Below are 13,891 nucleotides of genomic sequence, written 5' to 3' on the forward strand. Positions count from 1 at the left end.
GCTGACCATGGAGTTGGACGCTATGTATTTACACACAAGAAACAGGCACCGCTGGGTCGCCGGCCTGGTCCTCGCGGGTAGCCTCGCGTGGGCGGTCGTGGCACCGGCCGGGGAACACGCCGCTCCCGCTTACCAGGTGTCGAGCATTCCCGCCGAGCCGCTGCTGATTGACCCGCCGAAGCTGCCCGATCTGTCGCCCTATACGGCCGAGGCGGCCAATGCGCGGATCGTACGCAAGCCCGTTGGCAACGTGGTGCTCAAGCGCATGATCGGCCCGGACCAATTGGTGGAGTTCACCGGTGGCGATGAGCGTCTGCGTGAATGGGTCAAGCGCCAGGGTGAAATGCCCCAGGCGATTTTCATCGAGGGTGGCTATGTCACGCTGAAGGATCTCGCCCGCAGCCTGCCGAAGAAGTATTTCGAGGAGACCGAGCCGGGTATCTACATCGCTCGCCTGCCGATCGTCGTCAGCCAGGGCGCGACCCTGCACGTCGGTGCCGAAACCCGCGACTTCCGTCTCTCCAGCGAGCGCGGCGCGTTCCTGATCAACGACGGCAAGCTGTTCATCATGTACACCCGGCTTACGGCCTGGAGCGAGACGGAAAACCAGCAGGACTGGTTCAAGAAGAAGGGCAAGTTCCGCCCCTTCCTCAACGCTTGGGGCGGTACCGAGACCTACATCGTCAACTCGGTGGTATCGAGTCTTGGCTACACCGCGAGCAAGTCCTATGGCGTATCCATCTCCCAGTACAGCCCGGCGATGCATCCGACCATGCAGCGCGACCATCCCAGCGGCTGGCTGATTGGCTCGATGTTCGACGACATGTGGTACGGCTTCTACTGTTACGAAGCCTATGACGTGGTGCTCAAGGGCAATACCTACCGCAATAACCTGGTCTACGGTATCGACCCGCACGACCGCTCGCGGCGCTTGATCATTGCCGAGAACACCGCCTATGGCACCCGCGAGAAGCACGGCATCATCGTCTCCCGCGAGGTGAACGACAGTTGGATCTTCAACAACCGCTCCTACGAGAACACCCTCTCCGGGATCGTGGTCGACCGCTCCAGCGTCAATAACGTGCTGGCCAACAACGAGGTTTATCGCAACGGCTCCGATGGCATCACCATCTACGAGAGCGGCGACAACCTGTTGTGGGGCAACCGGGCGTTCAACAACGCGCGGCACGGCATTCGTGTGCGCAACAGCGCCAATGTCGGGCTCTATGAAAACCTCGCGGTGGCCAACGGCCTGCTCGGCATCTACGGGCACGTCAAGGACCTCGTCGGCACGCCCCGCGACCTGGTACTCGACCCCTTCGACATGAACCTCTCCCTGACCGTGGTGGGCGGTCGCCTGATCGGCAACGAGTCGGGCGCCATCTCAGTCGTGTCGCCGCAAAGCGTGAAGCTCTACGGTGTGGAAATGCTGATGCCGACCCAGCCCAGCGGCATCGGCATATTCGGTGCGCTTGCCAAGGATCAGAGCCGAATCATCGACCTGCTGGTGCGACAGAAGCAGGCCGTGCTGGTCCTGCCGCTCGACAAGTTGGCGCAACTTCAAGTGAGTGACAAACAATGAAACGGAGTTCAAAGGGCCGCGTTGTCCACGGGTGGCTGGCGTGCGCTTCTATTGCGACGCTTTTCACCAGTTCCCTGAGCCTGGCTGCCGAGGCGCCCGAATACAAGATCGAGCGCTGCTGCCAGATCTGCCCGCAGGCGCTGCAGGACAGCAGCTACACCGGTGACCTGGGCGATTTCACCCAACTGGTGCAAGGGCAAAAGGATTGGCTTTTCCGCAGCAAGATAGACTTGATGACCAACATCGGCACCACGCCCGAGGGTTTCAAACTGCTGCAGGATCTGCGTGATGCACTCAAAGCCAGGGGCGTGGAACTGGTGATGGTCTACCTGCCACCGCGTGGCCTGCTCGTCACTGAGATGCTCAACCCGCAGGCGCGCAGCAGCTTCAATGCCGAACTGTCGCGCAGCAATTACCGGGCTACCATCGAGCGCCTGCGCAGCCTGGGGATACGCGTGCCGGACCTCTCCGCGCTGCTGGACCTGCCGGCCGACGTGCGCAGCAAATTTTTCTTCAAGCGTGATAACCACTGGACGCCGCAAGGCGCTGAGCTGACCGCGCAGTTGCTGGCCGCCGAGATGAGTAAGTCGGGGGTTTTCAAGGGGATTGCGCGCAAGGAGTTTGCCACCCGCACGGAAGGCAACTTGTACAAGGTCGGCTCACTCAACCAGGCCTTCGGCAAAATCTGTGGCAGTGGTTACGCCAATGAGTACTTCACGCGCGCAGTGACGGAACCTAAAGAAGAGAGCAATGAGCTGTTTGGCGATACCGAACGGCCCGATGTGGTGCTGGTCGGCACCAGCTTCAGTTCCGAACAGTACAACTTCGACGGCTTCCTCAAACAGTACGCCAACGTTGACGTGGATAACCGCTCGGTGACAGGAGGTGGCTTCCACAGTGCCATGCTGCAGTACCTCGGCACCCAGGACTTCCAGGACAAACCGCCGAAGCTACTGATCTGGGAGGTCAACAGCTATTACGACCTGGCCATGGCGACGTTCTATCGCCAGGCGATGCCGCTGCTGGATAACGGTTGCCGGGACGTGACGACGGACATAGACCAGAAGCTGGCCCTGCGGCCAGGCAAGAACGAGGTGCTGGTCAACACGGGGGTCAAGCCGATCCGCAGTGAGGACGCCGTCGTCGAGATCCAGTTCAGCGAGCCCGGGATCAGTGATTTGCGCAGTACCGTCTGGTACATGAGCGGCTCGCGGGAAAACCTGTTGATCAGCCGGTCGCGGGAAGTCGAGTCGGACGGGCGCTTTGTTTTCCGCTTGCGTGAGGACGCCGAGTGGGCCGGGCAGACGCTGCTCTCCCTTGAAATCGATATGCCGGCAGACATGCCCCCGGGGCTGAAGGTCGAGGCGAAGATCTGCCGCAGGGCGGACAAACCAGCAAGCGTGATGCAAGCCAAGGCCGATTGACCTGATGGAGCCTTGCGCCGGGCTGCGCCTGGCGCATGGGCTCCTTAGGGCAACGACGATCATTCAAAAGGAGATTGAGAGCGTGGTTTTTTCTTCCAACGTGTTCCTGTTCCTGTTTCTGCCGATTTTCCTCGGCTTGTACTACCTGGTCGGAACGCGCTATCGAAACCTGCTGTTGCTGGTCGCTAGCTACATCTTCTATGCCTGGTGGCGCATCGACTTCCTGGCGCTGTTCGCTGTCGTGACAGTGTTCAACTTCTGGATTGGACTGCGCATCGGCGCGGCCGGAGTGCGCACGAAAACTGCGCAGAAATGGCTGCTCCTCGGCGTGGCGGTGGACCTCGGCGTACTCGGCTATTTCAAGTACGCCAATTTCGGCGTCGACAGCCTCAACGCCATCATCACCTCGTTCGGTATGGAGCCCTTCGTGCTCACGCACATCCTGCTGCCGATCGGGATTTCTTTCTACATCTTCGAGTCCATCAGCTACATCATCGACGTCTACCGCGGCGACACCCCAGCCACCCATAACCTGGTGGACTTCGCGGCCTTTGTGGCGATTTTCCCGCACCTGATTGCCGGCCCGGTACTGCGTTTCCGCGACCTGGTGGACCAGTTCAACCACCGTACCCATACGGTAGACAAGTTCGCCGAGGGCTGTACGCGCTTCATGCAAGGCTTCATCAAAAAGGTCTTCATCGCCGACAGCATCGCGCCCATCGCCGACCATTGCTTCGCGCTTTCCGACCCCACCACGGGCGATGCCTGGCTTGGCGCGCTGGCCTATACCGCGCAACTGTACTTCGACTTTTCCGGCTACAGCGACATGGCCATCGGCCTGGGCCTGATGATGGGCTTTCGCTTCATGGAAAACTTCAAGCAGCCGTACATCAGCCAGTCCATTACCGAGTTCTGGCGACGCTGGCACATCAGCCTCTCCACCTGGCTGCGCGACTACCTGTACATCAGCCTGGGCGGCAACCGTGGAACCGCCTTCCAGACCTACCGTAACCTGTTCCTGACCATGCTGTTGGGCGGTCTGTGGCATGGCGCCAACTTCACCTACATCCTCTGGGGCGCCTGGCACGGCGTCTGGCTGGCCATTGAGCGTTTCCTGGGCGTGAACGCCGCGCCACGGGTGCTCAACCCGCTGAAGTGGGCCTTCACCTTCATGCTGGTGGTGATCGGCTGGGTGATTTTTCGCGCCGAGAACCTCGACGTGGCCTGGCGCATGTACGCAGCCATGTTCAGCTTCGCCGACTGGCAGCTCTCCGAGCTCAACCGCGCCCAGCTCACCAGCCTGCAGATCGCCACCCTGGTGCTGGCCTATGTCGTGCTGGCCATCTTCGGCATCCGTCAGTTCTACGCCCAGCCGCTGGCCGGCGGACCCAAGGCCGGCGCCGGCGAAGACGACGGCATCATGATCAACGCCGACGGCAGAGCCGCCGTGGCGCGCCTGCGGATAGGCGCCGTGGCCTTCCACGCTGCCGTGCTCCTGCTGTTCACCGTCTCGGTGCTGAAGCTCTCGGCGCAGAGCTTCTCGCCCTTCCTGTACTTCCAGTTCTGAGGGGAACCGACTATGAACAGAACCCTGAACCTGCTTTACAGCCTACTCTTCGGCAGCCTGCTGCTGGTGCTCTGCCTGTGGTCCCTACGCGCGGTCTTCGGCTTCTCTTCAGCCAGTGAAACCAGTGTGCTGGACGGCAAAATGGCGCAGGCCTTCGAGAAGCACTACGACGCCGAGTTCCCGGTCAAGCAACTGGGCACCAATCTCTGGGCGCTGGCGAGCCTCACGCTTTTCGGCGAAGGTCGCCAGGGCGTGGTCATCGGCCAGGACGGCTGGCTCTTCTCGGACGAGGAGTTCAAGCCGGCGAGCAAACCCGATCAGTTGCAGGACAACTGGCAGTTGGTGAACGCCGTACGGGCGGAATTCGAGCGCCGTGGGGTGACGCTGGTGCTGGCGCTCCTGCCAGCCAAGGCTCGACTCTATCCGGAGCATCTGGATGACGAGCGACCCGCGCTGGCTCAGCAGAGCCTGTACCCGAAGGTCCTGGACATGATGCGCCAAGCCGGGTTGAACGGACCGGATCTGTTGCCTGCCCTGCAGCAGGCGAAGGTGCAGGAGCCGGTGTTTCTGCGTACCGACAGCCACTGGACTCCCTTCGGCGCAGAAGTCGCGGCCAGGAGTCTGGCCGAGCATCTGGCGCGGCAGGATATCTGGCAGCATGGCGACCAGGCCTTTGTCACCGAGGCTGTCGCCAGCCGGGAGCACAAAGGCGATCTGCTGAGTTTCCTGCCCCTGGAACCGTACTTCGCCGACCTGCAACCACCGGCCGAGCGCTTGCTCCCGCGTCTGACCCGGGCCGCCGAGGGACCGGAGGCGAGCGCCGAGGATGCGCTGTTCGCCGACGCTCAGCCATCGATCGCGCTGGTCGGCACCAGCTACAGCGCCAACCCCAACTGGAACTTCGCCGGCGCCCTGAAACAGGCCCTGGGCAGCGACCTGCTCAATTACGCGGAGGAGGGCAAGGGCCCACTGGTGCCCATGCTGAACCTGCTGCGGCAGGGGGATAAAGAACTCGCCGGGCTGCGCCTGGTGATCTGGGAGTTCCCCGAGCGCTATCTGATGCTACCCAGCGACCTGTCCGGATTCGACGCGGCCTGGCTCGCCCAGCTGCACAACGGCGTGGAACCGGTCAGCCGCGCGCTGCACACCGCCACCTCTACCTCCACCGAGCCCGTCCTGCAATTCTAGGAGTACCTGTATGTCCCTTTTTTCCTCGATGTCCTACACCCTGCGCTTGGGCAGCCTGCTGCTGGGCCTGTCTGCCCCGTGGGTGATGGCTGATGAAGCGGCGCTCTATGGTCCGGCGGCACCGTATGGCTCGGCCTTCGTGCGCGGCTTCAACGCAGCAAACAGCAGTTTTGACGCCAACCTCGGCCCTGTCCGCATCAATGACCTGGGCGCCAAAAGCAGCAGCGATTTCGCCTTCCTGCCAGCCGGTAAGTACAGCGTCAATGCCGATGGCAAGAGCCTGGCGGTGAAGCTCGACGCCGAGCGCTACTACACATTGGTGCAGATGCCGGATGGGGCGCTGGAGATGGTGGAGGAACCGGCGTTCAAGAATCGCCAGAAGTCCTTGCTGCGCCTGCAGAACCTATCCGACACCGCCCTGTCGATTAAAACCGCCGACGGTCGTACCGAGGTCATCCACCCGGTCTCGGCTAACGCCCGTGGCGAGCGCGAGATCAACCCGGTCAAGGTGCGCCTGACGCTGTTCGCTGGCGAGCGCAAGATTCGTGACCTCGACCCGCTGGTGCTGGAGCGTGGCGAAGTGGTCAGCCTGTTTGTCACCGGCTCCGCCGACAATCTGTCTCCGGCCTGGGTCAAGCGTCCGGTCGCGACCAACTGAGGAATGGCTATGAAACCCTGGCTGATCTGTTCGCGGATGGCGCTCACCGGCCTGGCCCTGTTGCTGGCCGCCGGCTGCAGCAAGCCCCTGGAACGCAAGGCCGGCGCCAACCTGGTGCCGCCCAGCGGCTTCTACCTGGCCGCGCCGTCCCCCAAGGAAGAGGTGGCGGCCTGTCCCGAGGCACCCGCGCCCTATTCGGGCGACCTGCTGTTCCCGAGCAAGTACGAAGGCTCGGACTCGGCCAGGGACAAGCTCAACCCGCAGGCCGCCGCGCGCTACAGGCGGCTGACCGGTGAGGTGCGTACGCTGGAAAGCGGGGTGAGCAAGCTGGTCGGCAAGTATCTGGAGGATGGCCGTCAGGAATACGCCGACTGTGCTCTGACCTGGTTGAGCACATGGGCCGAAGCCGACGCGCTGCTCAGCCGAACCTACAACCACACCGGCAAGTCGGTGCGCAAATGGGCGCTGGGCAGCCTGTCTGCCGCCTATCTGCGGCTGCAGTTCGCCGGCTCCAAACCCTTGCGTGGGCATGAGGCCGAGACTCGCGCCATCGAGCAGTGGTTCGCCCGGCTCGCCGACCAGGTGGTGCACGATTGGAACGAGCAACCGCGCGAGCGACGCAACAACCATCAGTACTGGGCTGCCTGGGCGGTCATGTCCAGCGCCGTGGTGCTCGACCGCCAGGACCTGTTCGACTGGGCGGTCGAGCAGTACCGCCATGGTATGGAGCAGGTCGACGCCGAGGGCTACCTGCCGCTGGAGTTGTCCCGGCAAACCCGGGCGCTTGCCTACCACAACTACAGCCTGGGGCCGCTGATGATGATCGCGGCATTCGCCGAGGCCAACGGGCTGGATCTGCGTGGCGACAACGATGGTGCCCTGCAGCGGCTCGCCCAGCGGGTCGAAGGGGGCGTGCACAACCCGCGCTTTTTCGAGGCCCGGTCTGGCTACCCGCAGGAACTGGAGGATTTGCAGGAGGACGGCAAGTTCGCCTGGCTGGAGCCCTACTGCGCACTGTATCGCTGCTCGGCCGAGACCGATGCGTGGCGGCGCTCTCTGGAGCCCCTGGAGACCTATCGGCTAGGAGGGGATATCACCCAGTTGTTCAATCCTTGATCGCATCGATGTATTCACTCTCCCGGTAGTCCGAGGCAGGGCCTCGGCGGGGACAAGTAGCAATTTGAAATGGAACTTTAATGAGGCTTTTCCCATGATTCCGGTAATCCTTTCTGGTGGTAGTGGTTCGCGTTTGTGGCCCCTTTCGCGCAAGCAGTATCCAAAGCAGTTCCTCGCCCTGACCGGCGAGCATTCGCTGTTCCAGCAGACCCTGCAGCGCCTGGACTTCGAAGGCATGCAGAGCCCGCTGATCGTGTGCAACCACGAGCACCGCTTTATCGTCAACGAGCAACTGGAGCGGATCGGCGTCGAGGGGCACTCGACCCTGCTCGAACCCTTCGGCCGCAATACCGCGCCGGCCGTGGCCATGGCGGCCTTGCAACTGCTGGCCGACGGCCGCGATGAACTGATGCTGGTGCTGCCGGCTGACCATGTGATCGAGGACCAACCGGCGCTGCGCGAGGCACTGGAAGTAGCGCGCGTGGTGGCCGAGCAAGGGGAGATGGTGTTGTTCGGCATCCCGGTCAAACGTCCCGAGACCGGCTTCGGCTACATCAAGGCGACCCGTACAGGTGACGCCGGCGGCATGCATCCCGGCGTCTACCGGGTCAGCCACTTCGTCGAGAAGCCCAATGCAGACCTGGCCCGCGAGCTCGTCCGCACGGGCGGCTATTACTGGAACAGCGGCATGTTCCTGTTCCGTGCCAGCCGTTATCTGGACGAGTTGCTCACGCATGCGCCGGGCATCTACGACGCTTGTGCGCTGGCCCTGGAGCGCAGCCAGCGCTGCGGCAATGTCATGACCATCGATACCGTCGCCTTCGAGTGCTGCCCGGACAACTCCATCGACTACGCGGTGATGGAGAAGACCTCCCGCGCCTGTGTGGTGCCGCTCGCCGCTGGCTGGAACGACGTGGGCAGCTGGTCCTCTCTGTGGGACGTGCATGAGAAGGACCAGGCCGGCAACGTGCTCAAGGGCGATGTGATGATCCACGACAGCCGCAACAGCTTCGTACACAGCAGCAGCAAGCTGGTGGCCTTGGTCGGTGTGGACGATCTGGTGGTGGTCGAAACCAAGGATGCGGTGATGATCACCCACAAGAACTCGGTTCAGGACGTCAAGGCGCTGGTCAACGACCTGGATCTGAAAGGTCGCCCGGAAACCCAGAGCCATTGTGCGGTCAATCGTCCTTGGGGCAGCTACGACTCGGTGGACAACGGTATTCGCCATCAGGTCAAGCGCATCACCGTCAAGCCCGGCGCGCAGCTGTCGCTGCAGAAGCACCACCACCGTGCCGAGCACTGGATCGTGGTATCCGGCATCGCCCAGGTGACGTGTGACGATAAGGTGTTCCTGCTCGCCGAAAACCAGTCCACCTACATCCCGATCGCCTCGGTGCACCGCCTGGCCAACCCTGGAAAAATCCCGCTGGAGATCATCGAGGTGCAGTCCGGCAGCTACCTGGGTGAGGACGACATCGAGCGCCTGGAGGATGTCTATGGGCGGACCGGCGAGGCGCTGCTGGCACCCAAGCTGGTGGTCGGCGGTTGAGCCCAAGCACCTGAACCCGCCTGTGCACGTCAGGTGCTGCTCAACGCAGCGCTTGAACGTTGCCTGGCCCCTGACACAGGTGCTGGGCGAGTCATGGCAGCGCAGTTGGGCGTGCTCCAAGCCGTTGCGCTGCCATTTCCATCCAGCCTTATCAGGGCATGTCCGGGTGTGCTGTCCTCGTTTCAGTTTTATACATCGACGACAAGGAGGTGTACCGTTGTTAAAAAAGAAACTAGTGTCCGCTTTGATCTTGGCCGGTGCGTCACTCTTTACAGTATTTAACTTTTTCAGCCTGTTTTTTTCTGGATATTAGCCAGCCAATCGGCGATCAGGAGGTCTGGTCGGCGAGGGCGAACTTATGTGCGGCGGTTGCGGCTGAGCAATCGTCAAGGGCTAATCTTGGAACTTGATGCTTTAAGGATTTCAATTGCTTGTCAGCGTTAACTATGGAGTTGAAAAGTCAGTATGGATACCGTGCACGCTGTACAAGTTATCGCTATCGCCAGCGGTAAGGGCGGTGTAGGCAAAACTACTGTGGCTGTGAATCTGGCATTGGCGCTGGCGGAGCTTGGGCGCCGAGTCGTTTTGCTGGATTCAAATCTTGAGTTCCCGAATGTCAACGTCCAATTGGGGCTTGTGCCACGGTATACGCTGGTCGATCTAGTCGAGGGTCGCTGTGAATTCTCCGACACCCTGATGGAAGGGCCGGGAGGAGTGCGCGTAGTCGCATCTGGTTCAGGTGCCCCGAGTATGGTGCGCCTGTCGCGGGCCCAGCATTCAGGCCTGATACAGGCATTCAGCGAGATAGCGGACAGCCTGGACGTGCTGGTGATCGACACCGCCACGGGTATTGGCGAACCGGTCGTCAGCTTCATTCGAGCTGCCCATGAAGTCCTGGTGATTGTCTGCGATGAGCCGGCTTCCATCTCCGGGGCTTACGCGTTGATCAAAGTACTTAATCATGAGCACGGAATGAAGCGCTTCAGGGTGTTGGCCAACATGGAGATTAACCCGCTAGAAGGGCAGAATTTGTTTGCCAAGCTTAATAAACTCACGGACCACTTCCTGGATGTTTTCCTGGAGTATGCGGGAGCAATTCCTTACGACGAATATGTACGTAATGCCGCGCAGACACGGCGGGCGGTTTACGAGAGACACCCACGATGCAAATGCAGCAAAGCCTTTCAGGAGGTTGCGCTCAAGGCCGACGCTTGGCCATTGCTGGGCGGTCCAAGAGGGTATGTAGAGTTTTTTGTCGAGCGACTTGTCAGCGTCTCAAAAAGGTAACAACGCTCTTGGTCGTTCGTGTGATCACTCGGGCGTCATCCTGGGCCAGTTGGCCGGAGCTCATGAAACGAAAAGGCAGTGACTGTGCATAAAGCAATCTGGATGAAGCGTTATCGCGCAGGGTTGATTACCGTCGCTTGCCTGGTCATGGCAACCGTGTTTGTTGTTCTCTGGCGGCTTGACACTTATGGCCTGGATCGCCGGGTGAGTGAACCTTTTGCATTCGAAGCAAATGGACTGCTCCTGGCGGGTACGCTCTGGCTTCCTGACCACGCTGCAACAGCGGCAGTCGTCCTGGCTCATGGGGATGGCCCACAAGATCGCACGTCGCAGCAGGGTTACGATCCACTCATCAATACTCTTCTTGACGCAGGTATTGCGGTTGTTTCGTGGGATAAACCGGGCATTGGGGGCTCACAGGGGCATTGGCTCAGTCAGTCCATGGCTGACCGCTCTGTGAACGTGCGCAGCGCGGTTTGCGCCCTGCGCAGCAAGCTGCAAGGAATCCCTGTCGGTGTGCTTGGGTTTTCGCAAGCCGGTTGGGTATTACCCCGCCTTACGCCCGGTAGTGCAGACTTTCTTGTGCTTGTCGGAGCCGCGGTATCCTGGCAACGGCAAGGAGACTATTACACTCGAACCCGGTTGGAACGCACAGGGATGTCTGAGCCTGATATCGAACGAGTGATGGCGCAAGTGGCCGCAGATGACGAGCGTCTGTTTACCTCTTCGCACGTGCCGCCAGCGACCCTTCTAGGCAGCATGAGCCCAGAGCGGTGGGCTTTTGTGCGGCGAAATCTTCACGAAGATGCAACCCATGATCTGAAAAAGCTCGAGGTGCCAGTGCTTGCGATGTGGGGCGCGGAGGATCTGAATGTCAATCCTGCGGTCAACGCAGAAATCTACAGAAAGACTGTAGGGGGCAATCATCCCGCCAACCGGATTGAAGTCATACCGGATGCAAGTCATGGACTCCTGAGGGCGGTGCCCTACAACACACAACTCACCAGCGAATGGTCCTGGCTAACCACGCTGAGGTTCCTGATGGAAGGTCGTCATGCCTACGCCCCTGGCGCCCTTGAAACGATAACCGAGTGGGTGCATGCAAGAGCAGGTGTGACTGAGGTGCGCTAGCAAGCAGATGCACTTGCCAATGGCATCCGTAAACGCCTGTTGTCGGCCAATGCAGCACCCGGGGTTCTGGCGCTGGTTACACACCGACATACCGGTATACCGCTGTGCTCCAATACTGGCTACCGTTGCGCTGATGGCGAACCCAACCATCTTTCACGAGTTGTTTGGCGATCATTTTATTCATGAAGCCATGACCGAGCAGCAGAACGGATCCTTCGCTAGAAAGGGACTGCAATAGTTCCGCTGCTTTGCGGGCGCGCATCCTCGCGGTGTTTGCAGGTTCGACGTCGCCTGAGTAGCCACAAAGCCATAAGATTCGAAGGATAAATGCCCAGGTAAAGGGCGAGAGTCGTGGCCGTTTCCAATGCCCAAAAGGTAGTTGTGCTTCGCAGAAAATTGCGTCGACCCTTACAGGCTTCAGCCCGAGCGCCTGTACGGAGGTCAGTGCACGAGGCGCGTTGCTTGAAGCAATGACCGTGGCGGATGCGGCGAGTCGCAGACTGGCATTCGGAACCGGCTGCTGGGTAATTTCGGATCGGTTGTAGTGTTCGATCCAGTCTTTCATCTCGAGTGCCGAGACTTTATCGACGTTCACCTCTTTCGGCTGACCATGTCGCATCAGAATTATTTCCCTGTTCACCGTGAATTGACGTCCTTGTTCTTGTGCGTGGTGAATAGATCAGAAGTGCGGTATCGGGACTCAACGCGACGGTTCGCGTGTCAGCGTCACGTCGCACAATGAGTGCCGAGACTATCGGCTTTGCGGCTTGATAGTCATGGCGCGCTCTGACAGTTATTTGCCGACTATGTCGGACGAGCGTTGTTTGTTCGCGGCCCGCGCACTGTGGTTTTCAAACCAGCCGTGATCGCGGTACCACGCCACGGTGTCAGTGATTGTCAGCTCCAGCGACCGGAAAGTGAGGCCCAGTTCTTGTTCGCTCTTGCGGTGATTGAAATGGGTGCGGTACTCCTCTCGTATCATCAGGCGCAAGGTGGCCATGCTCAACAGAATGGGCTTGCCGGTAAGACGAGCATAGAGCTCCTGCACAGCCGCCAGGGTGTATAGAAGCAAGAGCGGTAGTTCGCGTGAGGGGGTCTTGACCCCCGCGATACGGCCCAGAACAGGTACCAACTCGCGCATCGTCATGTGACGGCCTGCCGCGAGATAGCGTTGGCCACGTCGCCCATGTTCGGCGGCGGCTATCAGCGCCCGTGCCACATCACGTGCATCGACAACCGAGACGCTACCAGGGATCAAGCCGGGCAGTTTGCCGTTCACCACATCCTGTACCAACTGCCCCGAGGAGGTCGGACCGATGTCGGCGGGGCCCCACATCCAACCCGGCAGGACCATGCAGGCATGCATATCAGGATGGGTTTCCAGGAACGATAAAACGACACGGTCGGCGAAGATCTTGCTGCGGTAGTAGTCGTCTGCGTCGGCGTCGGCCCGCAGACACGTCTCATCGATGGAGGCACCCGGCGCACCGTCGAGCACGGCAATCGAAGAGGTGTGGATAAACCGTCGTATACCGGCGCGGTAGGCCTGATCAATCAGGTCCTGCGTACCGATGACATTGACCTTTTCGAGTTCTTTCCAATGGCTGCCGCCCTTGTAGTTGTCACGAAAGAAAGCCGCCGTATGAAACACCACATGGCAACCTTGCAACGCTGTTGCGAATGCGCTCACGTCGGCCATGTCCCCAACGACCAGTTCCACCTTCGGCAGTTTATTGAACTGCTGCTCACCTTTGGCTCTCGAGCGGACCAGGGCTTTGACGGCGTAGCCACGAGCGACCAGTTCTCGGACCAGATTGTTGCCCAGCAAACCGGTTGCGCCGGTAACAAATGCGTTGCGCATGGATTAACTCACCCCCTGTTCGGCTAACGGCATCAGCACAGCACTGTCGAAGAAGGCCTCCTCACGGATCGCCAGCCCATCCTTGAAGGTAAAGTGTGCTGCATAGTGGAGGGTGATAGGTCGGCCGTGGGGGGGCAATCACCCGGCCAGGCAGCACCAGCGGGGCGGTGAAGGTACCGGTCAGTAAGGCCGTCAGCGCCAAACGATCGTCCGCGACCATGAATGGGGTGAGAGACACTTTTGCATCGGGCAGTGCGTCGAGAATCGCGGTCTCTCGTTTGCGCATGGATTGGCGACCGATTTGAATCCCCATGCTATCGAGGTAGATGAAGTCTTCGCATACCAATGCAAGCATTGACTCGACATCGCGGCGATTGAAGGCTTCGGCGGCGCGTTGCGCATAGTCGTTGGGGCCAGTCGTCATACAGTCCATTTCCGTTGTTTCGAAGGCCTGTAGATATACCGTTGAGATAGCTCCTGAAAAACAACCACTCCTGCATAATGGATTTGCATATCTGCAAACCA

Annotated in this window: 11 protein-coding genes and 1 pseudogene; 9 read left to right on the forward strand and 3 right to left on the reverse strand. The window is 60.4% G+C overall.

Annotation, left to right across the window (positions count from 1 at the left end; genetic code table 11):
- Window positions 1-22: 22 nt before the first annotated feature.
- From algG to Q1W70_RS21930, 9 genes are all read left to right on the forward strand, one after another.
- Complete coding sequence (gene algG / locus Q1W70_RS21890; RefSeq protein WP_185817877.1) at window positions 23-1,582, forward strand: mannuronan 5-epimerase AlgG; 1,560 nt, start codon at window positions 23-25, stop codon at window positions 1,580-1,582.
- On the forward strand, window positions 1,579-3,006 hold the full coding sequence (locus tag Q1W70_RS21895; RefSeq protein ID WP_166591089.1) for an alginate O-acetyltransferase: 1,428 nt from the start codon (window positions 1,579-1,581) through the stop codon (window positions 3,004-3,006). Before algG ends, Q1W70_RS21895 begins: the two co-directional genes overlap by 4 nt.
- 82 nt (window positions 3,007-3,088) lie before the next feature.
- A complete protein-coding gene (locus Q1W70_RS21900; protein ID WP_166591090.1) occupies window positions 3,089-4,573 on the forward strand; it encodes an MBOAT family O-acyltransferase in 1,485 nt (494 codons plus the stop codon).
- A 12-nt stretch (window positions 4,574-4,585) separates the two neighbouring features.
- Entirely contained in the window at window positions 4,586-5,761 is a 1,176-nt protein-coding gene (locus Q1W70_RS21905) for an alginate O-acetyltransferase (protein WP_166591091.1), read from the forward strand.
- A 10-nt stretch (window positions 5,762-5,771) separates the two neighbouring features.
- The gene (locus Q1W70_RS21910; protein ID WP_166591092.1) at window positions 5,772-6,419 is read left to right on the forward strand and encodes an alginate O-acetyltransferase AlgF; all 648 of its coding nucleotides are present in this window, start codon (window positions 5,772-5,774) and stop codon (window positions 6,417-6,419) included.
- 9 nt (window positions 6,420-6,428) lie between these two features.
- The gene (locus tag Q1W70_RS21915) at window positions 6,429-7,535 is read left to right on the forward strand and encodes a mannuronate-specific alginate lyase (RefSeq protein ID WP_166591093.1); all 1,107 of its coding nucleotides are present in this window, start codon (window positions 6,429-6,431) and stop codon (window positions 7,533-7,535) included.
- 94 nt (window positions 7,536-7,629) lie between these two features.
- Window positions 7,630-9,087, forward strand: a complete 1,458-nt coding sequence (locus Q1W70_RS21920; protein WP_166591094.1) for a mannose-1-phosphate guanylyltransferase/mannose-6-phosphate isomerase — start codon at window positions 7,630-7,632, stop codon at window positions 9,085-9,087.
- 465 nt (window positions 9,088-9,552) lie between these two features.
- A complete protein-coding gene (locus tag Q1W70_RS21925) occupies window positions 9,553-10,374 on the forward strand; it encodes a MinD/ParA family protein (protein ID WP_166591095.1) in 822 nt (273 codons plus the stop codon).
- Window positions 10,375-10,476: 102 nt separating this feature from the next.
- Window positions 10,477-11,505 carry an alpha/beta hydrolase family protein gene (locus tag Q1W70_RS21930; protein ID WP_302097934.1) on the forward strand — a complete coding sequence of 343 codons (1,029 nt, stop codon included), beginning with the start codon at window positions 10,477-10,479 and terminating at the stop codon, window positions 11,503-11,505.
- A 76-nt stretch (window positions 11,506-11,581) separates the two neighbouring features.
- Here the strand turns inward: Q1W70_RS21930 and Q1W70_RS21935 are convergent, their stop codons facing one another.
- From Q1W70_RS21935 to Q1W70_RS21945, 3 genes and pseudogenes are all read right to left on the reverse strand, one after another.
- Entirely contained in the window at window positions 11,582-12,124 is a 543-nt protein-coding gene (locus Q1W70_RS21935) for a histidine phosphatase family protein (protein ID WP_302097935.1), read from the reverse strand.
- Between the two features lie 174 nt (window positions 12,125-12,298).
- On the reverse strand, window positions 12,299-13,366 hold the full coding sequence (locus Q1W70_RS21940) for an SDR family oxidoreductase (protein ID WP_302097936.1): 1,068 nt from the start codon (window positions 13,364-13,366) through the stop codon (window positions 12,299-12,301).
- Between the two features lie 3 nt (window positions 13,367-13,369).
- Window positions 13,370-13,790: pseudogene (locus Q1W70_RS21945) on the reverse strand (ester cyclase).
- Between the last annotated feature and the right edge of the window lie 101 nt (window positions 13,791-13,891).

Source organism: Pseudomonas kielensis, assembly GCF_030505375.1.
Lineage (GTDB): Bacteria > Pseudomonadota > Gammaproteobacteria > Pseudomonadales > Pseudomonadaceae > Aquipseudomonas > Aquipseudomonas kielensis.